At 59.8% G+C, this 26,010-nt stretch carries 25 protein-coding genes and 1 tRNA gene; 7 read left to right on the plus strand and 19 right to left on the minus strand.

Translation table 11 applies throughout. The annotated features are described in order from the left end of the window. Nucleotides 1-14: 14 nt before the first annotated feature. The 4 genes from O6760_RS02630 to O6760_RS02645 form a co-directional block, all read right to left on the minus strand. Nucleotides 15-1,502 carry a methyl-accepting chemotaxis protein gene (locus O6760_RS02630; protein ID WP_269583937.1) on the minus strand — a complete coding sequence of 496 codons (1,488 nt, stop codon included), beginning with the start codon at nucleotides 1,500-1,502 and terminating at the stop codon, nucleotides 15-17. Further along, entirely contained in the window at nucleotides 1,495-1,824 is a 330-nt protein-coding gene (locus O6760_RS02635; protein ID WP_269583938.1) for a hypothetical protein, read from the minus strand. Before O6760_RS02635 ends, O6760_RS02630 begins: the two co-directional genes overlap by 8 nt. A gap of 198 nt (nucleotides 1,825-2,022) precedes the next feature. Beyond that, entirely contained in the window at nucleotides 2,023-2,688 is a 666-nt protein-coding gene (gene msrA / locus O6760_RS02640; RefSeq protein WP_269583939.1) for a peptide-methionine (S)-S-oxide reductase MsrA, read from the minus strand. Nucleotides 2,689-2,867: 179 nt separating this feature from the next. Continuing rightward, the gene (locus O6760_RS02645) at nucleotides 2,868-3,182 is read right to left on the minus strand and encodes a hypothetical protein (RefSeq protein ID WP_269583940.1); all 315 of its coding nucleotides are present in this window, start codon (nucleotides 3,180-3,182) and stop codon (nucleotides 2,868-2,870) included. Nucleotides 3,183-3,513: 331 nt separating this feature from the next. Between O6760_RS02645 and O6760_RS02650 the strand changes: the two genes are divergently transcribed. Then, nucleotides 3,514-3,603: transfer RNA gene (locus tag O6760_RS02650), tRNA-Ser, on the plus strand. Between the two features lie 56 nt (nucleotides 3,604-3,659). On the opposite strand, the gene O6760_RS02655 is transcribed toward O6760_RS02650, so the two are convergent. The 9 genes from O6760_RS02655 to O6760_RS02695 form a co-directional block, all read right to left on the minus strand. Next, the gene (locus tag O6760_RS02655; RefSeq protein WP_269583142.1) at nucleotides 3,660-4,838 is read right to left on the minus strand and encodes an IS481 family transposase; all 1,179 of its coding nucleotides are present in this window, start codon (nucleotides 4,836-4,838) and stop codon (nucleotides 3,660-3,662) included. Nucleotides 4,839-5,201: 363 nt separating this feature from the next. Further along, on the minus strand, nucleotides 5,202-5,858 hold the full coding sequence (locus O6760_RS02660) for a dienelactone hydrolase family protein (protein WP_269583941.1): 657 nt from the start codon (nucleotides 5,856-5,858) through the stop codon (nucleotides 5,202-5,204). Nucleotides 5,859-5,933: 75 nt separating this feature from the next. Then, entirely contained in the window at nucleotides 5,934-6,908 is a 975-nt protein-coding gene (locus O6760_RS02665; protein WP_269583942.1) for a TAXI family TRAP transporter solute-binding subunit, read from the minus strand. A 25-nt stretch (nucleotides 6,909-6,933) separates the two neighbouring features. After that, nucleotides 6,934-8,874, minus strand: a complete 1,941-nt coding sequence (locus O6760_RS02670; protein ID WP_269583943.1) for a TRAP transporter permease — start codon at nucleotides 8,872-8,874, stop codon at nucleotides 6,934-6,936. Further along, on the minus strand, nucleotides 8,871-9,761 hold the full coding sequence (locus O6760_RS02675) for an amidohydrolase family protein (protein WP_269583944.1): 891 nt from the start codon (nucleotides 9,759-9,761) through the stop codon (nucleotides 8,871-8,873). The genes O6760_RS02670 and O6760_RS02675 overlap by 4 nt, the downstream gene beginning before the upstream one ends. Then, nucleotides 9,758-10,837: a 4-oxalomesaconate tautomerase gene (locus O6760_RS02680; protein ID WP_269583945.1), complete on the minus strand. Its 1,080-nt coding sequence runs from the start codon at nucleotides 10,835-10,837 to the stop codon at nucleotides 9,758-9,760. The genes O6760_RS02675 and O6760_RS02680 overlap by 4 nt, the downstream gene beginning before the upstream one ends. Before the next feature lie 127 nt (nucleotides 10,838-10,964). Beyond that, nucleotides 10,965-11,699: a PIG-L deacetylase family protein gene (locus O6760_RS02685; protein ID WP_269583946.1), complete on the minus strand. Its 735-nt coding sequence runs from the start codon at nucleotides 11,697-11,699 to the stop codon at nucleotides 10,965-10,967. 230 nt (nucleotides 11,700-11,929) lie between these two features. Beyond that, a complete protein-coding gene (locus tag O6760_RS02690; protein ID WP_269583947.1) occupies nucleotides 11,930-12,322 on the minus strand; it encodes a TRAP transporter substrate-binding protein in 393 nt (130 codons plus the stop codon). A gap of 133 nt (nucleotides 12,323-12,455) precedes the next feature. Next, nucleotides 12,456-13,679 (minus strand): LysR family transcriptional regulator, encoded by a 1,224-nt coding sequence (locus O6760_RS02695; RefSeq protein ID WP_269583948.1) that lies wholly within the window; start codon nucleotides 13,677-13,679, stop codon nucleotides 12,456-12,458. Between the two features lie 261 nt (nucleotides 13,680-13,940). On the opposite strand from O6760_RS02695, the gene O6760_RS02700 reads away from it, so the two are divergent. Together O6760_RS02700 and O6760_RS02705 are read left to right on the plus strand one after the other, a co-directional pair. Continuing rightward, nucleotides 13,941-14,900, plus strand: a complete 960-nt coding sequence (locus O6760_RS02700) for a VOC family protein (protein WP_269583949.1) — start codon at nucleotides 13,941-13,943, stop codon at nucleotides 14,898-14,900. Nucleotide 14,901: 1 nt separating this feature from the next. Beyond that, nucleotides 14,902-15,573, plus strand: coding sequence for a 4-carboxy-4-hydroxy-2-oxoadipate aldolase/oxaloacetate decarboxylase (locus tag O6760_RS02705; protein ID WP_269583950.1), 672 nt, complete (start codon nucleotides 14,902-14,904; stop codon nucleotides 15,571-15,573). A 186-nt stretch (nucleotides 15,574-15,759) separates the two neighbouring features. Here the strand turns inward: O6760_RS02705 and O6760_RS02710 are convergent, their stop codons facing one another. Next, nucleotides 15,760-16,053, minus strand: coding sequence for a hypothetical protein (locus O6760_RS02710; RefSeq protein ID WP_269583951.1), 294 nt, complete (start codon nucleotides 16,051-16,053; stop codon nucleotides 15,760-15,762). 102 nt (nucleotides 16,054-16,155) lie between these two features. Between O6760_RS02710 and O6760_RS02715 the strand changes: the two genes are divergently transcribed. The 4 genes from O6760_RS02715 to O6760_RS02730 are packed head-to-tail and all read left to right on the plus strand — an operon-like array spanning nucleotide 16,156 to nucleotide 20,105. Next, on the plus strand, nucleotides 16,156-16,944 hold the full coding sequence (locus O6760_RS02715) for an ABC transporter permease (RefSeq protein ID WP_269583952.1): 789 nt from the start codon (nucleotides 16,156-16,158) through the stop codon (nucleotides 16,942-16,944). Then, a complete protein-coding gene (locus O6760_RS02720) occupies nucleotides 16,941-17,600 on the plus strand; it encodes an ABC transporter ATP-binding protein (RefSeq protein ID WP_269583953.1) in 660 nt (219 codons plus the stop codon). The genes O6760_RS02715 and O6760_RS02720 overlap by 4 nt, the downstream gene beginning before the upstream one ends. A gap of 30 nt (nucleotides 17,601-17,630) precedes the next feature. Continuing rightward, nucleotides 17,631-18,920, plus strand: coding sequence for an RkpR, polysaccharide export protein (locus tag O6760_RS02725; protein WP_269583954.1), 1,290 nt, complete (start codon nucleotides 17,631-17,633; stop codon nucleotides 18,918-18,920). 48 nt (nucleotides 18,921-18,968) lie between these two features. Further along, nucleotides 18,969-20,105 (plus strand): capsular polysaccharide export protein, LipB/KpsS family, encoded by a 1,137-nt coding sequence (locus O6760_RS02730; protein ID WP_269583955.1) that lies wholly within the window; start codon nucleotides 18,969-18,971, stop codon nucleotides 20,103-20,105. Between the two features lie 27 nt (nucleotides 20,106-20,132). On the opposite strand, the gene O6760_RS02735 is transcribed toward O6760_RS02730, so the two are convergent. The 5 genes from O6760_RS02735 to pseG all read right to left on the minus strand — a co-directional run bounded on the left by O6760_RS02735 (nucleotide 20,133) and on the right by pseG (nucleotide 25,994). After that, a complete protein-coding gene (locus tag O6760_RS02735; RefSeq protein WP_269583956.1) occupies nucleotides 20,133-21,611 on the minus strand; it encodes a hypothetical protein in 1,479 nt (492 codons plus the stop codon). 258 nt (nucleotides 21,612-21,869) lie between these two features. Beyond that, the gene (locus O6760_RS02740) at nucleotides 21,870-23,171 is read right to left on the minus strand and encodes a DUF4910 domain-containing protein (RefSeq protein ID WP_269583957.1); all 1,302 of its coding nucleotides are present in this window, start codon (nucleotides 23,169-23,171) and stop codon (nucleotides 21,870-21,872) included. Nucleotides 23,172-23,198: 27 nt separating this feature from the next. After that, on the minus strand, nucleotides 23,199-24,266 hold the full coding sequence (gene pseI / locus O6760_RS02745) for a pseudaminic acid synthase (protein ID WP_269583958.1): 1,068 nt from the start codon (nucleotides 24,264-24,266) through the stop codon (nucleotides 23,199-23,201). A 29-nt stretch (nucleotides 24,267-24,295) separates the two neighbouring features. Beyond that, complete coding sequence (locus O6760_RS02750; protein ID WP_269583959.1) at nucleotides 24,296-24,919, minus strand: formyltransferase family protein; 624 nt, start codon at nucleotides 24,917-24,919, stop codon at nucleotides 24,296-24,298. A 31-nt stretch (nucleotides 24,920-24,950) separates the two neighbouring features. Next, a complete protein-coding gene (gene pseG / locus O6760_RS02755) occupies nucleotides 24,951-25,994 on the minus strand; it encodes a UDP-2,4-diacetamido-2,4,6-trideoxy-beta-L-altropyranose hydrolase (RefSeq protein ID WP_269583960.1) in 1,044 nt (347 codons plus the stop codon). Nucleotides 25,995-26,010 lie beyond the last annotated feature (16 nt).

Here is a 26,010-nt window from a genome sequence, read left to right on the forward strand (position 1 = left end):
AAAAGGCGGCCCTGTCAGGCAGCCACATCCTTCAGGAAGTTGTCGATGGCCCGGCGCATGTCCTGCGCCTCGCTTTCGAGCAGCTCCGTGGCCCCGGTCATGTCGCTGACGGAGCGGTTGGTGCGTTCAATCGATTCCCGCACACCGCCGACATTTTCCGCGACCCGGCCGGTACCGTTCGCCGCTTCGGCGACATTGCGGGAAATTTCCTGGGTCGCCGCGCCCTGCTGCCCCACGGCCGCGGCAATCGCCGCCGTGTAGCTGTTGACCTCGTCCATGATTCCCGCAATCGCACCGATCGATTCCACGGCCCCCTTGGTCTCCGCCTGGATCGCGGAAATCTGCGCGCCGATTTCTTCAGTTGCCTTGGAGGTCTGCGTTGCCAGTTCCTTGACTTCCGCCGCAACCACGGCAAAACCCCTGCCGGCTTCCCCGGCCCGGGCCGCCTCGATGGTGGCGTTGAGGGCAAGCAGGTTGGTCTGTTCGGCGATGGCCTGGATCAGGGTGACAACCTCACCGATCCGGTTGGCGGCTTCCGCGAGCCCGGCCACCTTCTGGTTGCTGGTCTGGGCGTTGGCCGTTGCCTGATCGACGATGCCGGTGGTCTGTTCCACCTGGCGCGAGATCTCGGCGATGGAGGACGACAGTTCCTCGGCAGCCGAAGCCACCATCTGGACGTTGGAGGAGGCCGTCTCGGAGGCTTCCGAAACGGACGCGGCCTGGCCGGTGGTCCCCTCGGCAACGGAGCCAAGTTCCTCGGCGGCGCCGCGCATCTCGCGGACCTTTTGACCGACGCTGTCCAGCTTGGACGAAATCTCGTTCTGGAAAGCGACGATCCGGTCGTTGACGGCCTGCTGCCTGGCGAGCTTGTCCTCGTCCTGCTCGGCCCTTTGCTCCTGCAGGTGAAGCGCTTCCTGGCGCGCCGCTTCCGCCTCGAGGCGGGCCCGGTCGGAGGCACCGAAGGCGTTGGCGAGATTGTTGGTCATCCACCAGAGCGCACCGACTTCAGCCACGACGACCACCGCATGCAGCACGACCCGGCTGAAATCCGCGCCATCCGGGAACACGGCCCACGGCAGGGTGAAATTCAGGACAAGATGATGCACGGCGACAACGGCGGCATAACTGACAAGGGCACGCCAGTCGACCCAGCTGGCCAGAATGGCCAGAACCGCGAAAAAGTACATGTGGCCGTCCAGCTGATAGCTGACCTGGCCTTCCGGAGCCGCCAGCGAGGCAACCAGCAACGCGACAAGCCCGGCCAGCGACATGGACGTCGCCAGCCGCGTCTCCAGGCCCGCACCGAACTTCAGCCATGTCCCGGTCGCCGCGACACCGAGCAGCAAGGCTCCGCCGCACATTGCCACAAGGGAGACCTGCCCCATCCAGAATGCCGTCGCCATGACGAGAAAGACGTTGAACCAGGTGAAGTAGATCACGATCCTGGAAAACTTTTCGCGGAAGGTATCCAGTCCGGATCCCTGTTCAGCCAAATCACTCATTCATCTTCTCCAGTGAAGTACCGGCAAGGCCCGCACAGGCGCGTGCGACCAGAGCCGATGCCACAAATCCGGCACCCGAAGAATAGAGCCTGCCGATCAGCGCCGGGTCGCTCTGGTCGGTGACCGCGACCCAGGACGAGCCGCCGGCATAGACAATGCGGCCTTCGGCGCGGGCTATGACCTCAAGGGCCGGGTCTCCCCAGGGGCTGGAAAAGACCGCAACAGGCCCGCCGCTGCCGGAAGGCAGCACCGCGGCAACCGAGACCACTGCGCTGCAGGCCAGAAAATAGACGGAGCCAAAGAGTTTTGCCGAGCCGGACACCGAATCATTCCTCAACGCGGGTGCGTTGCGAAAATGTACGCAGACCAACTTTAACAAAGACTGAAAAACGGGGCCTATAATACTGAAAACGCAAATTTATCTCCGGCTGCGCAGGAGATAAACTTGATCACTGGTGGCCGTTGCTGGAAATCGCCGTAAAGTTATGAACCGCTTGCATAAGGGTCACAGTCCCCCGGTTCAGGCACCGTGAACGGGCCCGGCCGGGCAGGCAACACCGGTGCCCCCGATCCCGCAATAGCCGCCGGGGTTCTTGGCAAGATATTGCTGGTGATAATCCTCGGCGAAATAGAACGTTTCCAGCTGGCGGATCTCCGTCGTGATCGAGCTGGAGACCCCTCCGGCCTTCAACGCTTCCTGGTAGGCCTGTTTCGAGGTCTCGGCCAGGGCAAGGTCCTCATCCGAGCCCACATAGATCGCCGACCTGTACTGGGTGCCTGTGTCGTTTCCCTGGCGCATGCCCTGTGTCGGGTCGTGGCTTTCCCAGAAGACCTTGAGAAGGTCGGACAGGGAGACGACCGAAGGATCGTACACCACCAGAACCGCTTCGGTGTGGCCGGTCCGGCCGGTGCAGGTCTCGTGGTAGGTCGGGTTTGGCGTGTGGCCGCCCGCATAGCCGACGGCCGTGACGTGAACGCCGGGCAGCTGCCAGAACAGCCGCTCCGCTCCCCAGAAGCAGCCCATGCCGAACAGGACGGTCTTCATCGTCTCCGGATAGGGTCCCGTCAGCGGGTTGCCGTTGACGAAATGCGGTTCCGACGGCCGGATTTCCTGGGCGCGCCCCGGAAGCGCCTCGTCCTTGGCCGGCAGCGAGAATTTTTTTGTCAGCATGGTCATGAACGACATGGCGGGCCTCCTCAGGGGACCGGAGCGTTGCGGGTACACCGGCAACGGTCGGGCGGTCGGAATGGTCAGGCCATAATGTGGCGCAGCCTGACCTGCTTTCCAAGAGGCTTCACACCGAGGTGTGCGAACGTGAGCATCGTCTCATTGGCGGCCTTGGCATCGCCGTCCTGCTAACCGGCTCAGGCGAATTGCACCCGCTGGCGACGACGCTTGGCGCCGAGCCACAGGAACACAAGTCCAAGCGGCGCGAACACGGCCCAGACCGGCCAGGTCAGCATGGTCTGGATGGCCGGGTCCCAGAGGCCCGGGTGAAGATAGCGCTGAACGACCGCCTGGGCGAGGTTGAGCGATTCGGGAGACAGGTCGAACCACACCTGACCAAGCGGAGCCAGGTGAACCCGGGACAGGGCAATGGAGGAACTGGCATCGGAGATGCCGGCAATGATCGCCACCGCAAGGAGGCCGTATCCAAGCACGCGGAATATAAATTTCAAAATACCAAACATCGCTACGCTGCAAGCCTTGTGACTGTAATACTCGTAAAGCCCGTGCTCCTGACGGTCTAAAAATCATAACCGCAGGATCTTGAGCATTCCTTTAGGGTAATAGCATCCCTCAATACAACAAGAATTGATATGCAACACATTCCTGTGACTTGTGCCAAAGTCTCACTGTAAAATGACCGCCGGAACGATCCGGATTTCTACGATGTTTCGGCAAGGAATCCACAGCCGCAACGGTGCTTAAAAAAAAATCTTTCAGGAGCTTGCGCTTGACCGCGTCATGGGTATATTGCGCCCCACTCCAGCGGTTGACGCTTGGAACGGACAGGTGGCCGAGTGGCTGAAGGCGCACGCCTGGAACGCGTGTATACGGGCAACCGTATCGAGGGTTCGAATCCCTCTCTGTCCGCCATTTGATTTTGTGTCCGATCCGGAGACATAGGTAACAGTTTGTACCGGAGACATGGGTTACAACCTCGCGCCGAACGGGTTGTCGATTGTCTGTAGTGTTCTCTGCTCCAGGTCGATGTATCCCAGATCATAGCTCATGAAGCTGATCAGCCAAATTCCCTCTTCCACTTCCTTGATCCCGAGTTTCTGACCGGCCAGAACGGTCGAGACGTTGATCTTCTTGCGATGCATGCAGATTCGTCCGCATGCGGTGACCAGGGCGTCCCTGTCATGGAAGGGGTAGTCCAGGTCCGGCAGGCCCTGATATTGCCTTGATGAGGCTGTGTAGACTTCCGCCGGTGTCTTCATTCTGAGCGCTTCATGAGGTCGTTCCTCGTTGAATTCCTTCATGAAGGCATCGAACTTGGCCTGCTGCTGAAGGCTGTTCATGCCTGGCGGTCGGGTGGCCTCCTTCTTCAAGGTCAGATGCATGCGTTCGTGCCGGCCGTTTTGCTGCGGGTGGCCTGGCTTGATACGCTCGATGCCGATCCCCAGACGCAGCCACCACACCGACAGCTTTGACAAGTTGTAGAGCCCGTTTGGCGATGCGAACGGCAAGCCGTTGTCCGTGCGGATCGCCGACGGCAAGCCGCGCTCTTTGAACAGGGCGAGGAAGGCGTCCATGACCGGCGTTTCCTTCGTTGAGTCAAAGGCCTCGCAGCTCAGCAGAAAACGGGACGCGTGGTCGGTGACCGTCAAAGGGTAACAGTAGTGCCGGTTGCCCAGCTTGAACTCTCCCTTGAAATCCGCTGCCCAGAGATCGTTGGGGGCAAGACCAGCCGAAAGAGGCGTGCCTGCGGCCTTGTTGGCGCGCCGCCTCTTGCGGGCTCTGCTGACAAGGCCGTGCCGGTCAAGAACCGCATGCACCGTGCTTTGTGCCGGGATACGCACATCGCCGGCCAGCTTCCTGACCAGCACCTCCCGGATCTTGCGCGCGCCCCAGTGCGGCTTCTCCTGCCGTGTCGAGACAATCAGGCGCTCAACCTGCTCGGGAAGCTGGTTGGCGTAGCGAACCGGCCGGCGCGACCGGTCGCACAACGCTTCCATCCCATCGCGTCGATAACGGTTCCAGATCTTGTAACCAGTCTTGCGCGAGATGCCGAACTCACGGCAAACCGCACTCATGCCCTCGCCATCCAACAGACGGGCGATGAAACGAAGACGTTCCTCCACTTTGGACACCTCTTGCCACGGCATCGACACCTCCCGAAAAACGGAAAGTGTTACCTATGTGTCCGGAACGTTTTGTCACCTATGTCTCAGGTCGGGCATTGGTCCATTCTTGTCACATGGTTTACATTTGATACCGGAGAGAGAGTTTACACTTTCTCCGGAGTGAATGGGTTTTTTGCCGGTTCGACGCGGTTCTCATTGTTGTCGAAATATCCCAGATCATAATCGAGGAACGAGACGAGCCATATATCTTGGTCGACGCCTCTTGCCCAGTCACCGTCCGTACCGGCATGTTCATCGACCACCACACCGTCACGGCGCTCTCCGTCGCCCCATGACGGGTGTTGCGGACTAGGGCAAGTGCCCGGCACGGCCGTCGCCGCGCCGTCAGCCGATCACCTTTTCGAGAAACGCCTCCGTTCTTTGATGCGCCAGATCGGCGGCACCTGCCACGTAGGACGGCCTTGCGTCGTTGGCGAAGGCGTGTCCGGCGTCATACATGTGCACTTCGAGTTCCGGCAGATAGGCCTTCGCCTGGTCGAGCATTTCCGGTGGCACGTGGTCGTCGCTCGTGCCGAAATGACCAAGGACCGGCGCCTTCAGCGGACAATCGAGATATTGCGGCAGACGTGTTCCGTAGAAGGCGACACCTCCGGCGATGTCGAGTTTCTGTGCGGCGCGGATGGCGAGGCCGCCTCCCCAGCAAAACCCCATGACGGCAACCTTGCCGCCGTCCGATTTCAGGTGATCCACGGCAGCGGCGACATCCGCCATGGTTTCAGCCTGGTCGGACGCCAGCATCAGGTCCCGGCCGCGCAGAGCCTCGCCGAAGGGAATGACGGCACCGCGTTCCCGGCGATCGAACAGGGCGGGTATCGCGACCTGGTATCCCAAAGCCGCGTAACGACTTGCGACGCCCTTCAGCTGATCCGTCACGCCAAAGATCTCCTGCAGGATGACCAGTCCGCCCTTGCGCTCGCCTTGCGCAGGTTCAATCCAGCATTCGAATTCGTGACCGTCTGCCGCAGTCAGTGTCGTCATCATGGTTCATCTTCCTGAGTGTTCGGGATGAAGGGAGGGCTGCAAATGCAGCCCTCCGACTAGGGTCAGGACCCAAGGTTATTTGCCGACGGGAATGCCGGCTTCCTGGTAGTATTTCAGGGCACCGGGGTGATACTCGACGGCGCTCGCCGGCGCCATGGCTTCCGTCTTGGCACGGCCGAATGCACCGAACGAGGCCTTCAGGGCATCCTTGCCTTCCGCAACCGACTTGGTGAGGGTGTAGACCAGATCCTCGTCGACCGAGGCATTGGTCAGCATGACCCACGGAATCTGCATGATCGTTGCACCGTTGTCCTGCAGACCATTGATGTTGTCGTTTTGCGGCAGCGTCACCAGGTTTCCGGCGGGCAGGTACTCCTTGAAGGCCGCCTTGCCTTCCTCGCTGTCATCCAGCGATATATAACAAAGCCCGCCGCGCGACTGCAGCTTCACCGAGGCCTGCTGCCCGGCCCCGGCATTGAGGCTGACCAGCGCAATATCGACCAGCCCGTCCCCAAGCGCATTGATCCCCGCGACGAAACTCGCAACGGGAACATTCTGGAAGTCGTCATAGGAAAGGCCTCCATTGGCGAGACCGCCGGCGATGTAGAAGGGTATGATCGTCGACGAGGTATATTCGGAAGCGATGCGAAGCTCGGAGGCCTTGGCCTTGACGTCCGCAATCGACTTGAGCCCGAGATCGCACGGCGCCATCAGCCCCGTGGTCAGGGGAAACATGGTACCCACCAGCCGCAGCTCCGGATGCGCCCGGTCATAGTTTCCCGTTCCGCTGAGCGCGTATTCCGCTTCAACACCATTGGAGAAACCGAAATCGACCTCGCCGCTGTTGATCAGCGGCAGGTAGCCCACGAGCGGCTGCGTCCGCGCGGTGATGCCGGCATCGTTGGCGACCTTGGCAACGGCCTGGCCGGAATTGTAGGCAAGCGATCCCTGGGCACCCGTGGCAATCGTCACGACCTGGGCCTTTGCGGCCAATCCGCCGGCAAGCAGGCAGAAAAGGCTTACAGCCATGTGTTTCGTCAGATTTCTCATCTCGGTTCCTCCCTTGAGATTGATTTCAGGCAGATGTGTTTTCCGGTCGTCCTCCGACGGTTTCCCGAAGTCCCCGGGCGGACTGAAGCTTGAGTGCAATGGCCATGAGAATGGCCAGCAGAGCAGCGGCAATGTGCAGTTCCTCCAGCGCGGGGAGGAAACCCAGCGGCAACGCAACCAGGCCTGCCAGAACGAGCACGAGGCGGACCAGCGGTCCCAGGTCCCTGCTCCAGAAGCCGACGATCCCGCTTGTCACGGCCGTGATCCCGACCCCGGTCAGCAATGTCGTCAAGGCGATCTCGACAGGTGTTCCATCCAGCAGCAGGGCCGGTGACGCGACAAAGACGAACGGGAGAATGAAAGCGGCCCAACCGACCCTCATAGCCGCCAGCCCCGTGCCGAGCGGATCGGACTTGGTAATCGTCGCCGCCGCAAAGGCGGCCAGGGCCACCGGCGGCGTGATCATCGACATCATGCCGAAATAGAGAATGAAGAGATGCGCGGCGATCGGCTGGATTCCCGCTTCGACCAGCGACGGCGCGACCAGGGCCGCAAGCAGGACATAGACACCGGATGTCGGCATGCCCATGCCGAGGATCACGCAGATGACCGCGGAAATGCCGAGCAGCAGGATGACATTTGATCCGACGGTATCGACCAGCACCAGCGTCAGGGCAAACCCGAGTCCGGTGACATTCAGGATGCCGATGACAAAACCGGCAGCCGCCACCACCAGGATCAGATCGACCATGCCCGTGCCGGTTTCCACGAAAACCCTCCCAAGGGTCCGCAGCGTCAGTCTCTGGCCCCGGTACCCCCGCAGGAAACCGACCAGAACGATGGCGATCGAGGCCAGCAGCGCGGAATCCTCCGGGTCCATGCGCCACCAGAACAGCGCGCCCAACAGCACGGCGAAGGGAACGGCGAAGTGCCAGCCGTCGGCAAGAACCCGGGTGGTCGTGAGCACTTCGTCGTCAGCGGCCCGGATCCTGTCGCGGCCCGCGATCAGGTCGACCTGGACAAACACGCCGAGGTAATAAAGGAGGGCTGGAACGAGCGCCGCACTCGCGACGACCATGTAGGAGATGTCGAGAAATTCCGCCATCAGGAAGGCGGCGGCCCCCATGATCGGTGGCGTCAGCTGTCCTCCGGTCGAGGCCACGGCCTCGATCGCGCCCGCGTCCTTCTTGCTGTAGCCACCGCGTTCCATGAGCGGGATGGTGACCACGCCCGTGGTCACCACATTGGACACGGCGCTGCCGGAAATGGACCCGAAGAGCGCGGAGCCGACAACGGAGATCTTGGCACTTCCCCCGCGGGTCCTGCCCGTCGCGGCCATCGCCAGGTCCGTAAAGAACGTTCCCCCGCCGGCAGCAAACAGAAGCCGCCCGAAGAACACGAACAGCAGCACGATGATGGTGCCGACAGCCAGGGGCATGGAAAAGACGGCGCTGGGATCGAAACCGACATATTGCACCAGCCGGACGGGGCTGAGTTCCTTGCCGATCAGGCGCCCGGGCACCTTGTCGGCCACCAGGGCATAGACAAGAAACACGGCGACGATGCCGAACAGCATCCAGCCCGCGCGGCGGCGGATGCCTTCCATCACCGCGACGGTCACCACGGTTCCGATCACGGTGATCTGCCAGGGCCGGTAGGCCTGTTCCTTCAGGAGCCAGCTGAAATCGGCCGCCGCGTACATCAGCACCGCAAACGCTGTAAGCGCGATCAGCCCGTCCACCCAGCCGACCCTCGCGGTCTCCTCGCCTTTCCGGTTGAAGCGCAGATACGCAATCGTCAGGGCAAGACCGAGTTGAAAGGCCATGTATTGCTGGGTGAGGATCGCCACGCCCATGCGCGTCGGAGCCTCGATGTTCCACAATATGCAGGCAACACACATGGTGCTTGCCAGGATGGCCACGATCCAGTCGACGGGGACCGGACGGGAGCTGCCCAGGGCGCTCATGAACCGCCTCCCCGGACATCCGGCCAATAGAGGCGCATCGGATTGTCGACGAGGAGTGCTTGCTGCAATTCAGGCGTCGGGGCAATCCGGGGAATGACATCCACCAGCGCGCCGTCGTCGGGCATGTGCGACTTCATGTTCGGGTGCGGCCAGTCGGTCCCCCACAGGACACGCTCCGGAAACGCCTCGACGAGCGTCCGGGCAAACGGCACGACGTCGTCATAGGGCGGGCCGGCAACCGTGAGGCGTTCCGGGCAGGACACCTTGACCCAGATCCTTTCATTGTCCGCCATGAGATTGCGGAAGTTCCTGAACTCCGCGCTCTGCGGACCGGCGGCAACATCCGGCCGCCCCATGTGATCGACGACGATGATCCCCGGCAGGGACAGGAGAAACGGTTTCAGGTCCTCAAGGTCCGGCGCTTCGAAATAGACAACGATATGCCAGCCGAGACGGACGACCCGTTCGGCGATCTCCCGGTAGGTCTCCTTCGGGGTCGCATCGACAAGCCGCTTGACGAAATTGAACCTCACGCCCCGAACACCGGCCCGGTCCAGGTCGGCCAGTTCCTCGTCGGAGGTGTCGGGCCGCACCACGGCAACGCCGCGTGCCGCGCCGCCGGAAGCGTCGAGCGCATCGACCAGCGCGCTGTTGTCGCTGCCGTGACAGGTGGCCTGAACAATGACGTTCCGGCTGAACCCCAGGTGATCGCGCAAGGCAAAAAGCTGTTCCTTGGGCGCATCGACCGGTGTGTACTTGCGCTCGGGCGCAAAGGGAAAGTCTGCCTCTGGACCGAAGACGTGGCAATGCGCGTCGACCGCACCCGCCGGAACCTTGAACGCGGGTTTTTTCGGGTCGGGATGGAAGGGCAGGTAATCCGGGGTCATGTGTTGCACTCCCTGTGCATGTTCGCAAAGACAACACCGTCAAACAGTTTCCGGGCCGTGCGCAGCACTTCCGCCCGCTTCACGGTTCCGTCGTCCGACACATGTCCGACCACCGTCATCTCGCCCGTCGGGTGCTCGATCGACATCGATTTCTCGTTGCCCGAAGGCATCACTGCCAGTTCCGATCCGACCGCCCCTTTCATCAGGCAGGCCGTTGCAACGCTCACCGCACCGAGCACGCCGATGGATTTGTGACAGCGATGCGGGATGAAGGTTCGGGTGGAAATCGCGCCGCCGTTGACCGGTGCGCTGACCATGGTCATTTTCGGCACGGATTTTTCCGCGACATTGCCCAGGTTCATCATCGGCCCCGCCTTGAGGCGAAGGGCCTCGAGGCGCTGACGCAGATCGGTGTTGGCTTCAAGCTCCGCCGGCGTTTCCTGTCCCGTGATCCCAAGATCCGAAGCCCGCAGGACAACACAGGGCATGCCGTTGTCGATGAGCGTGACATCGACACCCTCGATGCTGTCGAGGGCGTTTCCGGTCGGCAGAAGCGCGCCGCAGGTGGAGCCGGCCGTGTCGCGGAACTCGATGGGAATGGGCGCTGAACATCCGGGAACGCCGTCAATCCTGGCCTGGCCGTCATATGTGACGGTCCCCGCCGGTGTCCTGATGCGGGCAATAGCACTCTGCCCGGAGTTCTCCATGAAGATCGTCACCGGTGTTTCACCGGGCCGGGCCGTCACCAGCCCTCTTTCGATGGCAAAGGCACCGACACCGGCAAGAATATTGCCGCAATTCTGGGAATCCGCCACGACGGGATCCTCGACGAAGACCTGCAGGAAAAGAAAGTCGACATCGATGCCGTCACGCTCACTCGCTTTCACGACCGCGACCTTGGACGTCAGAGGGTCGGCCCCGCCCATGCCGTCAATCTGTCTCGGATCCGGTGACCCCATCACAGCGAGGAGCACGCGGTCGCGCTCGGCGGCGTCGGCGGGCAGGTCGGAAGCGAGGAAGTAACCGCCCTTGGAGGTGCCTCCGCGCATCCACATGCAGGGAATGCCGTCAGTCATCGCGGCCCCCGCGGCGCCATTGCGGGCACCTTGCACCAGGTCGCTGCAAACCGCTTCCGACCGGTTGCCGGCTTATGTCGCCGTTGCCATCCAAATGAGGTCATTCTCTCGCTCCCTCCCCGGCCGATCACAATTCGTCGACGCATCTTGGATAGATTGCCTGGAATCCTTCGGCGTATTTGGCGGGTCTTCCACCTGCCTGGCCGCCCGAGTTCCTGCGGAAGTGGTTGGCGCGGTTTTCCGCGACATTGGTGTAATAGGCCCACAGGTGGTGCTGGCCTTCCATGCATTCGATGGCGGCCCGCTTGTTGTCCCAGACATCGGTGATGTCGAGGAAGACATTCGGGACCCAGCCCATCTGTTCGGTCTGATGGGGTTCGAACAGGTAGAGCTGCGGCGCGCCGAGGACTTTCTCACCGGGGTTGTGCCCCCAGGCCTGCGCGATCATGCGGACCTCGATTGCGATCTGCGTCGCGTAGCTGTGGTCCGTATTGTAGGGATCATACTGGGAATGGGAGAGCATGAAGTTCGGCTGCACGGCGCGCACGATGTCGACCAGCTTGTCCTTGGCCTCGCGGTCGAGCTCCAGCGGATAATCGCCCAGGTCCATGAAGCGGATGTCATGCACGTTGAGAGCGGCCGCCGCGTTTTCAGCTTCCTTGCGGCGCGCGGTCTTGACCTTGTCCAGGGTCATGCCCGGTTCTTTCCAGAGCTTGGCGCTTTCGCCCCGCTCGCCATAGGACAGGCAAACGACCGTCACCTCGTATCCGAGCTTCTGGTGCAATGCGATCGCTCCGCCGCAGCGCCAGACGAAGTCGGCCGCGTGCGCACTGATCACAAGCGCGCTCTTCCTGTCGGACATGGTTCGCTCCCTTTTGTTTTGTTGCAGAAAGACTACGTACTTGGCCGGACCGGGGCCATTTGAAACTCAGTGAGAAGGGATAAGAAATTCCTATAGAACTTCCCAAACGCTCACTGTGATATCGAGTTGGGAAGTCGCCGGAACCTGCGGATCCGGATCGCTTGTTCCAATTGCGAAAACAGCTGTTTGCGCGGCCTCTTCAGAAACCGAAATCAAGTTGTCCATGTCCGTTACCCCGCCAGGAACCATGGCAGCCAAAGACACAGGCCCGGCACCAGCAACAGCAGGGCGATGCGAAGGATCTCGATTGCGAAGAACGGGACCACGGCCCGCGCGTCGCCGGTGATGGTCAGGATGATGTCTGCCGCACCATCGCGCACCTGCCGATAAAGCTCCGGAGGCTTGCCGCCGAGCGACATGGACGGGAACAGCTCCACCTTGATACGGCCGTCCGACTCCGCCTCGATCTTCTCGACCCAGGGCTCGAGAAACTTGGCATGCGGCGGCGATTTCGGGCTCATGAAATGGTGCAGCGTCAGCGTTACATCCTGAGCCTGGGCGATTGCCGAAGCCCCAAACAAAGCGACCGCAGCAACTGCTGATTTGAGAAAAGCGCGGGTCATCTCTATCCTCCCTGATAGATGGTCTCCGGTCCGGCCTGATACCTCCGGAAGCGGATGAACCCTATGACCGCGCTTTCAAGTTCCAATTGGATTGCCGCAAACGGATTTGATTTTTGAAAAAGCTCTTGGTTCGTCACACCAGTTTTTCCACGGCTTCCCGGATCAGCGCCATAAACTCCTGCTGTGTCCGGGTCGGCTTCCAGTTCCGACGCGTGGTGATGCCGATGGGACGCGCGGTGTGAGAGACATCAAACGGAATTCTGACCACCTGGCGGTTTGCGAGATCTTCCCGCATCTGGTGTTCCGAGATCAGGGCTAGGCGGTCGCTTCCCTTCAGAACGCCTTTCATGAGCACAAGCGATCCGGAATCCACCAGTCGCCCGGGAGCCTGCTCGCCGCGCTCCTCGAACAAGGCATCAAAAAAACGTCGTGTCGGCGTGCCAAATCTCGGCACCGCCCACGGATAGGAAAGCAGGTCTGTCAGCTCGACCCGCCGCTTGTTGGCCAGAGGATGACCGGTTCTGGCGAAGATCCCCAGCCTGTCGGAAAAAAGGGCCGTCTGTTCGACGTCCTCGATCGGTACAGGGTCCCTCAGGGCCCCGATGATGAAATCGATGTCGCCGTGGCGCAGACCGAACAGCATGTCGTCATACGACCCGTCAACGACCGTCACCTGCACTGAAGGCCGTTCACGGGTCAGATCATTGATTGCCTCGGGCAGAATGAAACTTCTGGCCAGAGGCAGGGACCCGACGACCAGATGGGCGGAATCGACGCCGCGCGTGGCGTCGACTTCCTCGAAGGCCAGTTTCAGTTCCGCATAGGCGAGCTTGGAGAACTGCGCGAGCACCCGGGCCGCGTCGGTCAGGTCGATGCCCTGCTGGTTCTTGACGAAAAGCCTCAACCCGGACACGGCCTCCAGATCCCTGGAGACCCGGTGGAGGGACGGTTGCGAGACACCGATATGCCGGGCCGCCAGGGTGAAGTTGCCGGAGTGCTCGACTGCAAGAAGGGCTCGAAGCTGGGTGCTGGTGATCTGCTGATCGAATGTTGCCTTTCTGGCAGGCAGGTTCCGTGACTGCTTCCTGACCGCCAGATCGCACCCTTGCGAAACCAGTTCCAGGGCGCGGTCCGCCCGGGCACGAAACAGCTCTCCGGCCTCGGTCAGGAACATGCCCGAACTGGTCCGCACGAACAGGCCCTGCTGAAAGGTGGCCTCCAGTTTCGCAATGGCCTGAGTTATCGCCGGCTGCGACAGGCTCACGGTATCAGCGGCCGCGGAAATCCCGCCGAACCTTGCCACTTCAAGGAAAACCCGAATGTGACGCAAGTTCAAAATCTCGCGTTCCTTGGTCATTTTTCCTCCAATCCGGAGACCACTATATCTTTTTCTTATCAAGCGCACAGCCATTTCAAATGGCATTTCGCCGTCGCTTGCCGAACTATCCCGGCCAAATACAGACCAGGCGTGCGAACGCTGTCCGACGGCAGGAGGCGCGCGAAGTTAGTGCGCACACGCCCGCCCCTTTCCGGCGCCGCGGAAGTGCGAACGCGCCGCACCGGAAGACCGGGTGCGGGGCGACGACCGCCGGACCGGCGGCAAGATGGAGGAATGATCATGACTGACCCCTGCTTTGACCTGGCGCACCTGGCCCACGTCGAGGTGCTCACAAACAGGTTTGACGAGAGCCTCGACTTCTTCACGCGTGTTTATGGCCTGACCCTGTCCGGTCAGGACGAAACCTCGGCCTACTTGCGCGCCTGGGACGACTACGAGTTCCATTCCCTGAAATTGACCCGGAGTGACACGACGGGCATCGGCCATGTCGCCTATCGCGCCACCTCACCGGAGGCCCTGCAGCGCCGTGTCGCCGCGATCGAGGCCAGCAAGTACAAGGTCATCGGCTGGGTGGACGGCGACCTGGGACACGGAAAGGCCTTCCGTTTCGAGGACCCGTTCGGCCACGTGTTCGAGATCTACTGGGACACGGTCAAGTACCAGCCGGGCGCAAGCGACGCGCCGGCGCTGAAGAACAACGCAAGCAAGTTCCATGCATCGGGCGCCTGCCCGCGCCGGCTGGATCACCTCAACCTGCTCTCTGAGGACGTCACCGCGTTCCGGGACTTCATGACCACGTGCCTGGGGTCCAGGATCACCGAATATATCCAGCTCGACAACGGACGGCTCGGCGGCTGCTGGTTCACGGTCAACAACAAGACCTATGACCTCGCCTGCACCGAGGAACACGGTGGCGGAAATGGTCGGCTGCACCATGTCACTTATGCGACGGACCAGCGGGAGGACATCTTGCGGGCTGCCGACATCTTTCTGGAAAACGGCGTCTTCATCGAAACCGGACCGCACAAGCACGCCATCCAGGGCACGTTCTTCCTGTATGTCTGGGAACCGGCGGGCAATCGTGTCGAACTCGCAAACGCCGGCGCGCGGCTGATACTGGACCCCGACTGGGCCCCCGTGTGCTGGACGGAAGCCGACCGCAAGAAGGGACAGGCCTGGGGCCTGAAGACGATCCCGAGTTTTCACACGCACGGCACACCGCCGGTGAAGGAGAATTGAGATGGGTGTTGTTGTCCAGGACATTGAACGCGCGGACCGCGAGATCATCCGGCGCTTCGCCGATGCCGGCGTGGCGACGGTGCATGAAGCCCAGGGCCGGACAGGCTTGATGTCGTCGAGCATGAGACCGATCCAGCAGGATTGCGCCATTGCCGGATCCGCCGTCACGATCTCGGCCCCTCCGGGTGACAACTGGATGATCCATGTCGCGATCGAACAGATCCGGCCCGGCGACATTCTCGTCCTGGCACCGACGGCCCCCTGCGACATGGGTTATTTCGGCGACCTTCTGGCAACATCCGCCCAGGCACGGGGCTGCAACGCGCTGATCATCGACGCCGGTGTGCGCGACACGCGCGACCTGCGGCAGATGAAGTTCGCGGTGTGGTCCTCCGCCGTTTCGGCGCAGGGAACCGTGAAGGAAACCCTTGGCTCAGTGAACATTCCGATCGTCTGCGCCGGCGCCGCCGTCAATCCGGGCGACATCATCGTCGCCGATGATGACGGCGTCTGCGTCGTTCCGCGGCAAAACGCGGCCGACGTCCTGGCCAAAGCCGACGCCCGCCTGGAGGCCGAAGAGGCAAAACGCAAGCGCCTCGCCGCCGGCGAACTGGGCCTTGACATCTACAACATGCGCGACCGCCTGAAGGAAAAAGGCCTGAAATACGTCTGAGGCGGGTGTTGCCAGGGGTCCCCGTGAAAGAAGGTCAACAAAACTGGACCTGCGCACCGGAAGCCACGCCTTTGCCCTGAAACAATTCAAGGGCGGTCGCGGCAAACAGCGTCGCCGCGCGCCCGCAAGAGACATTCCTCGTTCCCGGTACCGTGTTGCCCGTATCCCCGAAACGTCTCCCAGCTGTCATTTGATTGCGGTTTCATCTGCCCATTCCGGTGACTGCCAATTGCTGGCACCACCCGGCGACCAGTGCAGCTGCCCCACATGCCGGGTGGCCATTCCGATTACCTTGTGTCTCACATATTGAAGCGCATGACCGTAGGACGTCCGGCGACTTTCGCGGAGCAATTCGTCGACCCGGAGTTGCTCCCTTTCCTGAATATGCGACAAAACGGCAAGTCCATCCGATTGCGCAAACAGTTTCAATAGACTAAAGATGTCCGCCTGTTGGTCTGTTCGACAGGGAATGCTGTCCACGCAGACACCGAGCTTCCTGGATATGGCTAAAAAATGCCAAAAATGTCGCTCAATGATAGACGTCGCAGCCGTCTGCCAAAAGAATTGCAATAGTCGAATTTCATGTACTCGAAACCGCTTTCCGAAAGCCTCAGACAGCAGTTCGCAATCATCTCCGCGTTGATCATTCGCGAGATGACCACGCGCTATGGGAACAAGTTTGGCGGGTATATGTGGGCGGTTCTGGATCCGGTCCTCTTCATCGCCATTCTCACGGTCGTCTTTTCTGCAGTGGCCCATGTCCCGCCACTCGGCCGCAGTTTCATGCTGTTCTTCGCGACCGGCTACGTCTCGTTTTACATATACCGCTCGACGGCCGATCAGGTCGCCAATGCCGTTGAGGCCAACCGGGCCTTGCTCAATTATCCGATTGTACGTCCCTATGACGCGATCATTTCCCGTGTCCTGCTTCAGGCTGCGACCCTGTTTGTGGTTACCCTCCTGCTGTTCGGGACCATGTCGTTCTTTGTCGAAATCGGTCCGCTACGGATGGGCCCGATCCTGGCTGCCAGTGCGATCGGCCTCACACTTGGTGCGGGAGTCGGCATCTCGAACATTGTCTGGTTTCACCTCAACAGCACCTACCAGCATGTCTGGGGCGTGATCAACCGGCCGGCCTTCATGGTCTCGGGTGTCTTCTTCCTGCCGGAATCCATTCCGTTGCCCTACCGGGAAATCCTGATGTGGAATCCGCTGGTGCATCTTGTTGGCCTGTTTCGAATGGGTTTCTATCCAACGTATCGTGCATCTTACGTTGATTTACCTTATGTTATCGGATTGGCCGTTTTTTCAGTTGTCTTCGGTCTGTTTCTTGTCTGGTTGTTCGACGCGCGCCTGAGGGAACCCAAATGATCCGTCTGGAACACATGACAAAGGCATTCAAGCACAAGGGCGAGTTCCGCTACATCGCCAAGGATGTCTCGTTTACAATCCCGAGAGGTGAAAGCATTGGCCTGCTGGGTAGAAACGGTGCCGGCAAGTCGACACTGCTCAAGCTGATTTCCGGCACGATCAAGCCAACGGCCGGCCGGATCATCCGCCGCGCGAATGTCTCCTTTCCACTGGGTTTTCAGGGCAGCTTCAACCCCAGCCTGACCGGTGAACAGAATGTGCGATTTGTCGCGAGGATTTATGGGCACGACACCGAGGATCTGGTCCATTATGTCCAGGACTTTGCCGAACTTGGCAAAGCGTATTACATGCCAGTGAAAACGTATTCCTCCGGCATGAAGGCGAGGCTTGCCTTTGGTGTCAGTATGGGAATCAATTTCGACTATTATCTCGTTGATGAGATTACGGCCGTTGGCGACAAGAATTTCCAGCAAAAATGCAAGCGCGTCTTCAAGGAGAAGCTGCAGACGTCTGACATCATCATGGTGTCCCACGCTACGGGAGCGCTCAAGGACTACTGCACGACCGGTGTCGTGCTAGAAGATGGACAGTTAACCTATTTTGCGAATATTGATGATGCAATTCGTATGCACGATGACAATATGGCGCGCCGCTAGCAGTCAGCAGATTTAAGGTAAGGTGACTACATGTCGGGATCAGGAAAGCTTGCCAAAGCTGACAACGCGGCTGAAGCGGACAACTCGATTGTTCAAATGCCCAAGCAGGGCGGCAACGTTGCTCCGGCCAAGGAACGCTCGATCGTAGAACGCCTAAAGAAGTCAGGCCTCGATCCACAGAAACTGCTTGACCTGACGCTTCCCGGCTCGTCCGGAAAGGCGTCTACCAAAGTCCGGCACAGGCTTATCGGCCTCGGCTTTGCGCTCATGGTCGCTCTGCCGTCGATGGCTTTCACATTCTACATGTTCTTCATCGCCAGCGATCAGTATCACAGCGTGACGGCCTTCGCGCTTCGCAGTGCGAACCAGACCCCGGCAACCGAGATCCTGGGTATGGTGCTCGATTCGGGGGGAGAGTCCACAAGCTCCAACAGCTACATCGTCAACGACTACCTGCAGAGCCAGGCAATCATCGAGGATCTGCCCGACAGCGTGGACCTCGAGGCGATATACAACCGGGACGGTGCCGACTGGCTGTTCCGCATGGGCACGGATCTGTCCATAGAAGAGAAGCTCAGCTACTGGAACAGCAAGGTTGAAGTCGACTATGACTCCACTTCCGGCGTGATCTACATCGAAACCCGCAGTTTCGATCCGAAAGACTCCCTGATGCTGGCACAAGTGATTCTGAGCCGTTCAGAAGTGCTGGTAAACCAGCTGTCGCTCGAAAACCGCAGACAATCCGTGAAATTTGCGGAAGAGGCCGTTGCGCGGGCGGAAGCCCGTCTGAAAGCCATCCGGAAACAGATGATCGCCTATCGGGAAGAGACGCAGGAAGTCAATCCGGAGAGCAACGCCGAGCTGGCAATGGAAATGATTGCCAGGCTTGACCAGGAAGTCGTGGCCAAGGAAGCCGAGAAAGCCACCTTGAGTGATCACCTGGACGACGATTCACCCAAGATCCGACTGCTCACAGGCGAAATCAACGCGCTGAAAGCACAGATCGAAAAGGAACGGCAACGGCTCGGCGGCGGAACGGGAAGGGCCTCCATTTCCTACCGGATCGCCGACTATTCCGAACTGGCGCTCGAAGAGGAATTTGCCCAGAAACTGTACACCACAGCCCTGGCGGGCCTGGAAAAGGCGCGCCAGGATGCGGACAGCAAGCATCTCTATCTGGCAACTTTCATTGAGCCGACACTTTCAGAATCGCCGCAATACCCGCACAGGGCCATTCATTCTCTCAGCTTTTTCCTGCTGTTGCTGGGTATCTGGATCGTCTGTGTCTTGATGTATTACAACATCCGCGACAGAACCTGACCTGGGGCACATCGCCGGCACCATCCCGGTCGGCGGGTCCAAGGCCTCGTGATCAACCGCGATCATCAAGCGAGCACAGCAGACATGTTGTTCAAAATTGCCGAGCGGGCAGTGACGCTGTCCGCAGATCTGATTTCGAGCCAAACCGACCGCCGGCTCGCCAGGTCGATACGCACAGGCAACAAGACCTTGTTTTTCGGCTTCACCGGATGGAAGCGGGCCTTTTACCGGGCCGTGTTCAGTGACAAGGACATCCTGTTCATCGGCGAGGAACAATACAACGGCCCCCAAGTTATCGAGGCCGCGTTTGATTGCGTGCGGAACCAGGACGTTTATGTCTGGTCTTACAAGGATCCGTACTGGCTATCGGCCCTGTGTGCCGTCAACAACTGCACCGTCTGCAGAGCCGAAGACGGTTTTCTGAGATCGGTCGGCCTCGGCGCGCAACATACCAAACCCTTGTCGATCATCGTCGAGCGTGACACGGATCTGTATTTTCACAAATCCAGGTCAAGCAGGCTGCACCAAATTCTGCGTTCCCTCGACGACGGTCAGAAGACGCAGTTTCACGAAAAAGGCAGTCAACTCAAGCAGCTGATCCTTGAACAGAACCTGTCCAAGTACAATTTCAAGGCCACCGGCGACACCTTCAAGGCAAGTGACGACAGCGTGCTGGTGCTGGGGCAGGTCGAACGCGACGAGTCGATACGCCGGGGACCCGACCCTTATTTGACGTGCGAACAACTGGTTGAAGTTGCAGTCCGGGAAAACCCAGGGGCAAGCGTCTATTTCAAGCCGCATCCCGAAGTCCACCGCGGGATCGCCGAACCGTACAGCGCCCCGTTTCGGCGGTTTCCCGACCTGCGGGAGTTTCCGCAATCGGTCAATATGTTCGACTACGCAGGCGAGTTCAGGCGCGTCTATTCGATTTCATCCCTGGCCGGTTTTGAAATGCTGCTGCGTGGGACACCTGTTACCACCCTTGGCGGGCCATGGTATGCAGGCTGGGGTCTCACGGACGATCGAAGCGTGCAGCAGGAAGCAACGACGACGGGTATCACGCCTGAAATCCTGCTGTGGGCGGCCTACGGCGAGTATCCCGTCTATTTCACCAGCCATGCCGAGAAAACCGATGTCTTCACGGTCATCGACATCCTGAACAGTCAATTGGCAAAAGCGGATTGAAACTTCACCGGCCACTTCGTCCGGTGATCACTCGCGGCTGCTCTCCCATTCGATGAAGGTCGACGCGTTCATTGGATTAAGCCCCGCGTGGTTTTTCAGCAGCCTGGAAATCTGCAGCCGCCCCTCCTGTTCCAGGCGCTGCAGCAACGGAACGAGGTTTTTGTTGTAGTCCTTGTGATAGGACCACCATGCTGAATTGTAGGAAACCTGGTATTTTGCGTATCTGACCGCAAAACGCGTGCTGTGTTTGACACCCACATCGAAATTGGTGGTTGTCATGTTGAGTTTGATTTCCTCAAAAAAGGTTGCATCGCCGTTTTCGCGCGCCTGCAACAGCTCCGGAATGAGCTGCCAGCCAACCGGTTCATTGTGCACACAATAACACTTCGACGGCCCGTCCAGCATTCGAGTGAAGAGTTCGGTCGGAAGCACCGGTATTTGTTCGATGGAATGGTTCGTAATAAACAGAACCCTCTTCTCTTCAAGGTCGGGAATGAAGCTGAAATCGGGCTCGTAGTAATTGAACGGAACACTCTTGAACCGCATATCCGGCTGCACCGAATGGAGAAGGTTTGCGGCTTCCCGGCCTTCCGGTGTGAACTCGGCTCCAAAAAACTCGATCGACGATCGAAAATCCGGTTCGATCGCGTTGAAACACTTGAAGAGGTTGTCTCCAGCGCCTGACCCGAGTTCCACTATGGTGTCGATCTTGTTGTCCTCAACCAGTCTCTTGGCTGCCAGCGCAACGTCAACAATCGAATAGCTGAAGTAGCTTTCGTCAAATGCCCCGATGCGAAAATCGGTTTTGATCTGCCTGTGAGACAGTCCACGATCAATAAAGTCCCGGCGCAGCACGTCACCAATTGCCGGGTCGTTCAACAGACCGAAATTCGACTTTTTCTTCAGGGTCTTCAGCTTCAACAGCGCCTGGGAGTTCATGTCTTCCTTGGCAATCAGGCGCCGGATGTTCCGGAGCTCCGCCTCCCAGGTTTTCTTGTATTCCCGCCTGACCTGTTCCGACGTTCGAAGCGTTGTTTCCCGGCCGCTTTGGGCCCCTATGTGGCGCCCCTCAACCGAAAAGGACCCATTCAGCGACTCCAGCGGCGGAGTTCCGGCGAGGACGGTCTCCCGAATTGTACGAATCGCCTCGTCGTCCACCTGGCCATATTCCTTGCTGCGGAAAATCTCCCGCAGCCGATTTCTCCTGCCCGTGTGAAAGAGGAACTTTACGACCAGCCTTTTGACCCTGATGTCAGAGTCGCCATAGCGCTCAAGATAGGTCGCCAGACGATGGGAGAGCTCATCTACGGCTCGCCGCTTCCAGAGAAAATTCAGTGTTCGGAATGTACCTTCCTGAATACTATCCAGGAGCGTGATGTACTTGGCTTCAATATGATCAATCGTGACGGCGTCGAAATTGGCAGGGGAGAGCACCTCCAAATCCTTGAGGCTGTCGACTATCTCGATCGCGTCGATCGTATTTGCTGTATTCAACTCTCGGCTCATAGCCCTTTGCCCTGCCATCATGCACCAGACTGATCCTGGATTGTTGTTGTTTCGAACTTATTGAAACAACATCATTAATCCAACAAAACAGAACATCCAATGCTAAATAATGATCATGAATCAGGGGTAGTGCCCGAGCCCATTACAAGCCTGCGGGGAATATTATCGGCACGGACACTTCTCGACGGCAGACGAAAAAGATCAAGGAGAACTTGAAACTTACGGCCGGAGACGAGCTGTGCCGCAGCACCGGGTCCGTCACGCGGTCAGGGTTTCCAATACATCGCCGTCGACCAGCTTGTGCACAAGCGGCAACACGTCGGCCGGATCCGCCTCAATCGTCTCGCACAGATCAATCAGGTCGCGCTTTCCGTCGGCGTAGGCGTTGATGTTCAGCAGCGTGCGAACCTGTTGTGCCTTGTTCTTGGTGGACACGGACGGGTAGAGCCCGCGCGCGCCGAGCTGCGGTTCGCATGGGCGTTTGATCCGCCACACCCGGTTGTTGTCGATGATCGCGAGCGCCCTGGCGACCGCCTCGAACCCGCCCTGCAGGCCAGACGGTGTCACCAGCGCCAGATCGTCCAGCGACGTGTGGTATTCCGGATATTCGGTATATTTCGTGCGCATGATCGAGGCGACCGGAAGATCGACACCCGGACTGCAATACTGCCGTTCGTCGCTGCCCCGGGTCAGGAAGCTGTATTCCTTGTAGTCGGGCGCGACCCACTTGAGCGCGAGGCGGCCTGCCCGGTCGGCCAGCGTCCCGTCCTCGCGGGAAGGCAGGAACGAATAGGACCTGTCGTCGCCGATGCAGGTCAGCACGTAGCCGGCCACTGTTTTCTGCTGCAGCTTGTCCAGCCGTTCATGAATATAGGCGATTGCCCCGATGGTTTCCGGAACGAACACGAAACGGTAGGTGTAGTGGTTGTCCTGGTTGGCGATCCACTCCGCGACGGCCGTGGCGACAACCGGCCCGGACAGTTCGTTGTTGGCCATGGACGGGTGGCAGACATAGGTGGAGATCAGAATCTCTTCATCGGTCTTTCCGGGAATGACAAGATCGGCATAGTTCAACACCCCGTCAACATGGTCCGCGTCAATCAAGGCGTGATACTTGCCAGGTTTCAGCGTATCCCTGACCGTTTGAGAAACACAGAACCCCCAATGGGGACTGTAGTAGGACGTGATGTAGGGAACCGCGTCCGGCTGATCCGGAAGCGAATAGAGGTGCTTTTCCAGCTCTTCCAGCGAAAGCTCCCTGTCCACCCCGGTCGAATACCCGACGACATGCAGGTTGTTGTCCACCATGTCGGCGACGACCTCACCGTCCGGTCCGGTCAGCCTCGCCGATCGGATTTGCCACTCCTGCGGCACGGTCCAGTCAAACACCTTCGTTCCACTGGGAACAGCATGAACCTTCAGGCCGGGCAGGATAGCTTGCAGGTAGGCCAATGTCTCGCGCACGCCCGGACCGGTGAGCGACCGGCAGATCGGCCAGAGGTCACTGGCACGGCCATGGGCTATTCCGCCGATGGCCGGCGTTTCAAAACCGAGTGGCATTCTATGTCCTTTTCGAAGGCTCTTGCGCTAGCCGAGCAGATCCCAGGCGAGCGGCTCGCCACGTTTCAGATCGCGTTTTGCGGTTCTCCCAAGAACATCCGGCAGGTATTTCGGGTTCAAACCGTAGCCCGGGCGGATCGACCGCACGTTGGTCTCCGTGAGAGGCTCGCCGGCAGCCACATCGTTCACGATATAGAGCGAGCGGCGCAGCATGCCCATTTTCGCTTCGTCCGATCCCTTTGTTCCGTAATTGACCCTGCCCTTGGCCGCCCAGGCGGCCCTTGTGTCCTCGACAAGGCGCTTCAGTTCGTCAGGCTCCAGGGAAAATGCCGAGTCCGGACCGCCATCGGCGCGCGCGAGCGTGAAATGTTTTTCGATCACGGACGCGCCGAGTGCAACGGCGGCACTGGGCAACGCCGTGCCGGGCGAGTGATCGGACAGTCCGACGACAACGTCGAACGCCGCGCCGAGGTGCGGCACGGTTGCCAGATTGGCGTCTTCAGGTTTGCTCGGATAGGCGCTCACGCAATGCAGCAAACAGATGTCATCATGTCCGGTGGCCCGCACCGCATCGACCGTTTCCTCAGCTTCCGCAAGGCTGGAGACGCCGATGGATATGATCAGCGGCTTGCCTGTGCTTGCCGCCTTCTTGACAAGCGGAATGTCCATGGCCTCGAAGGATGCGATCTTGTAGGCCGGTGCGCCAAGCTCTTCGAGAAAGTCGATCGCGGTAAAATCGAACGGGGACGAGAACACCGTGATCCCGACTGATTTCGCGTGATCAAACAGCTGTTTGTGCCATTCCCAGGGCGTGTTTGCCTCCTGGTAGAGTTCATACAGCTTGCGTCCGTCCCAGAGCCCGCCCTGAAGTGTGAAGCCGGGCCCGTCGTGATCGATTGTAATCGTGTCCGCGGTGTAGGTCTGCAACTTCACAGCGTCGGCACCGGCCTCCTTGGCCGCGTCGATCAGGCGGAAGGCCCGATTGATGTCACGGTTATGGTTTCCCGACATTTCGGCGATGATGTAGGGAGGATAGTCCTCACCGATTTTGCGGCCATCGATCTCGATACACCGTGCCTGTTTCTGTTGGCTCATGTCTGGCAACCTCCAATTGGGTGACTCGGTCAGTCCGCTTTCTCGATCTTCAGCGTGTATTTTTGGCCCTTTATCGTAAAAAAGGCAGGATAGCGCTCATTGTCCACGACGCGCAGCAATTGAAACTGCTCAGCGAGTGTCTTGTTCGGATCCAGTTCGCTGTCAGCAGGCTTTCGGCGGCGGTACCAGGTGGGGTCGCCCGTTTGTTCGACCGCAACCGGACGCTCGTCCGTTTTCAGGTAACTCAGGCAAATGTCAACGATGCTGCGTCCGAGCGCGTCTCGGATTTCATCGTTCAACTCGTGCCCCTCGAAGGAGATCGAGGATTGCTGAACGATCGGTCCCGTATCCGCACTGCCGTCCATCTCGAACAGGGTCAGCGGAATTTCATCCAGGCCTTCCAGGATCTGCCAGACGACGGGAGAAAAGCCCCGCCCCTTCGGCAAGGCGCTGGCATGGACCACGAGATTGACTTTGTTCCGGGCCAGAATGGCGTCGGGGGTAAGTTTCAGACAGCTCAGGTAGAATGCGACCTCGCCTTCGGGCACCTTGTCCTGATCCCGTACGAAATTCGCCTCGTCACCATTTTCCCGGATACACTCCACCAGCTTCCGCGCGAACGGATCGAACCAGCCCTCGGTGTCAGTGACCACCGATACCGTCCGTTTTTGCGTCCACCATGCGTCAGACATATCTGTCAGCCCTTTCCCGTTCGGCGACCAGCTCCATCACCCTGTCAACGACCCGCCGGGCGCCGGCCCCGTCACAGATGCCGGAACTCTTTTTCCCGATCGCGGACAACCGGTCGACATCCGCAAGCAGCCGCAAAAGTCCTTCCTGCAAATCGCGGTCGGTATCGGTACGGGCATCGCCTACAAGCCCGATGGCTCCGGCCTGGTTCATCAGGTCCGCAATCTTTGTCTGGTTGTCTGCGAGCAGAACGACAAGGGACGGGACTCCCATGGCGCAGCGTTCCCACGTGGTGGTGCCTCCCGCCCCGATGGCCACGTCGGCCGCCAGCATGAGTTCAGCCATGTTCCGCGCATCACTGTGGACCTGAAACCTGTCGTCCCGCTTGCAGATTTCCTGAAGCCGGCCGTAGCTCTGGGCGTCGCGCCCCAGCACCACATCGATATGGTGCGGAATGTCGATCTCGCTCAGGATGCCACAAACCCTGCCCGCAATCCCGCCCACATCCGTCATGCCCAGGGATACAAGAACACGGTCGAGCGTCAAGCTCTCCCCCCGCCGTGCCAGCGATGCCTGCCGGTGAAGGGCAAATTCCTCGCGCAGGAGCGCATATTCTGCCCCCAGCAGCCTGCGGCAGCCTGCCGGCACAAGGTCGTCGTAGTCCTCGTTCCGAACACCATAGGTCTGGTCGAGCAGAATGTCACAGTCATGCCGGCGATTGGCAAGATCGTCTATAACCATGATTGTGGCGGCATGTTCCCGCCAGAGGCTTTCCTCCGGCGCCGCCATGCCGTAGTGATCCATGACCAGCAGATCGAAGCCGGGCATCGCGTCCCCGCCGGGCAACGGGTCGGTCTCGCGGACTTCAAACCTGTCCCACATGTCTTCCGGAATAACCTTCAGAGTTTCCGAAGAACACATGAACACGCAGGAATGGCCGAGAGAACGAAAGACGCGGGCCAGTGTCAGGCAGCGCATGACATGTCCACCCCCCAGCGTTTTGCCCGCATCCACTCTAAAGCCCACGCGACGGGTCATCGACCTCTTGTCCCTG

Origin of the sequence: Roseibium sp. Sym1 (assembly GCF_027359675.1) — a bacterium.
Taxonomy (GTDB): Bacteria; Pseudomonadota; Alphaproteobacteria; order Rhizobiales; family Stappiaceae; genus Roseibium.

Excerpts from the sequence above, each read along its gene's own strand:
- O6760_RS02725 (WP_269583954.1), top strand. The coding sequence starts at position 17,631 with ATGTCGGGATCAGGAAAGCTTGCCAAAGCTGACAACGCGGCTGAAGCG.
- O6760_RS02630 (WP_269583937.1), bottom strand. The coding sequence starts at position 1,502 with ATGAGTGATTTGGCTGAACAGGGATCCGGACTGGATACCTTCCGCGAA.
- msrA (WP_269583939.1), bottom strand. The coding sequence starts at position 2,688 with ATGTCGTTCATGACCATGCTGACAAAAAAATTCTCGCTGCCGGCCAAG.
- O6760_RS02655 (WP_269583142.1), bottom strand. The coding sequence starts at position 4,838 with ATGCCGTGGCAAGAGGTGTCCAAAGTGGAGGAACGTCTTCGTTTCATC.
- O6760_RS02670 (WP_269583943.1), bottom strand. The coding sequence starts at position 8,874 with ATGAGCGCCCTGGGCAGCTCCCGTCCGGTCCCCGTCGACTGGATCGTG.
- O6760_RS02715 (WP_269583952.1), top strand. The coding sequence starts at position 16,156 with ATGTACTCGAAACCGCTTTCCGAAAGCCTCAGACAGCAGTTCGCAATC.
- pseI (WP_269583958.1), bottom strand. The coding sequence starts at position 24,266 with ATGAGCCAACAGAAACAGGCACGGTGTATCGAGATCGATGGCCGCAAA.
- O6760_RS02690 (WP_269583947.1), bottom strand. The coding sequence starts at position 12,322 with ATGACCCGCGCTTTTCTCAAATCAGCAGTTGCTGCGGTCGCTTTGTTT.
- O6760_RS02735 (WP_269583956.1), bottom strand. The coding sequence starts at position 21,611 with ATGAGCCGAGAGTTGAATACAGCAAATACGATCGACGCGATCGAGATA.
- O6760_RS02695 (WP_269583948.1), bottom strand. The coding sequence starts at position 13,679 with ATGACCAAGGAACGCGAGATTTTGAACTTGCGTCACATTCGGGTTTTC.
- O6760_RS02665 (WP_269583942.1), bottom strand. The coding sequence starts at position 6,908 with ATGAGAAATCTGACGAAACACATGGCTGTAAGCCTTTTCTGCCTGCTT.
- O6760_RS02680 (WP_269583945.1), bottom strand. The coding sequence starts at position 10,837 with ATGACTGACGGCATTCCCTGCATGTGGATGCGCGGAGGCACCTCCAAG.
- pseG (WP_269583960.1), bottom strand. The coding sequence starts at position 25,994 with ATGACCCGTCGCGTGGGCTTTAGAGTGGATGCGGGCAAAACGCTGGGG.
- O6760_RS02720 (WP_269583953.1), top strand. The coding sequence starts at position 16,941 with ATGATCCGTCTGGAACACATGACAAAGGCATTCAAGCACAAGGGCGAG.
- O6760_RS02675 (WP_269583944.1), bottom strand. The coding sequence starts at position 9,761 with ATGACCCCGGATTACCTGCCCTTCCATCCCGACCCGAAAAAACCCGCG.
- O6760_RS02660 (WP_269583941.1), bottom strand. The coding sequence starts at position 5,858 with ATGATGACGACACTGACTGCGGCAGACGGTCACGAATTCGAATGCTGG.
- O6760_RS02685 (WP_269583946.1), bottom strand. The coding sequence starts at position 11,699 with ATGTCCGACAGGAAGAGCGCGCTTGTGATCAGTGCGCACGCGGCCGAC.
- O6760_RS02700 (WP_269583949.1), top strand. The coding sequence starts at position 13,941 with ATGACTGACCCCTGCTTTGACCTGGCGCACCTGGCCCACGTCGAGGTG.
- O6760_RS02740 (WP_269583957.1), bottom strand. The coding sequence starts at position 23,171 with ATGCCACTCGGTTTTGAAACGCCGGCCATCGGCGGAATAGCCCATGGC.
- O6760_RS02705 (WP_269583950.1), top strand. The coding sequence starts at position 14,902 with ATGGGTGTTGTTGTCCAGGACATTGAACGCGCGGACCGCGAGATCATC.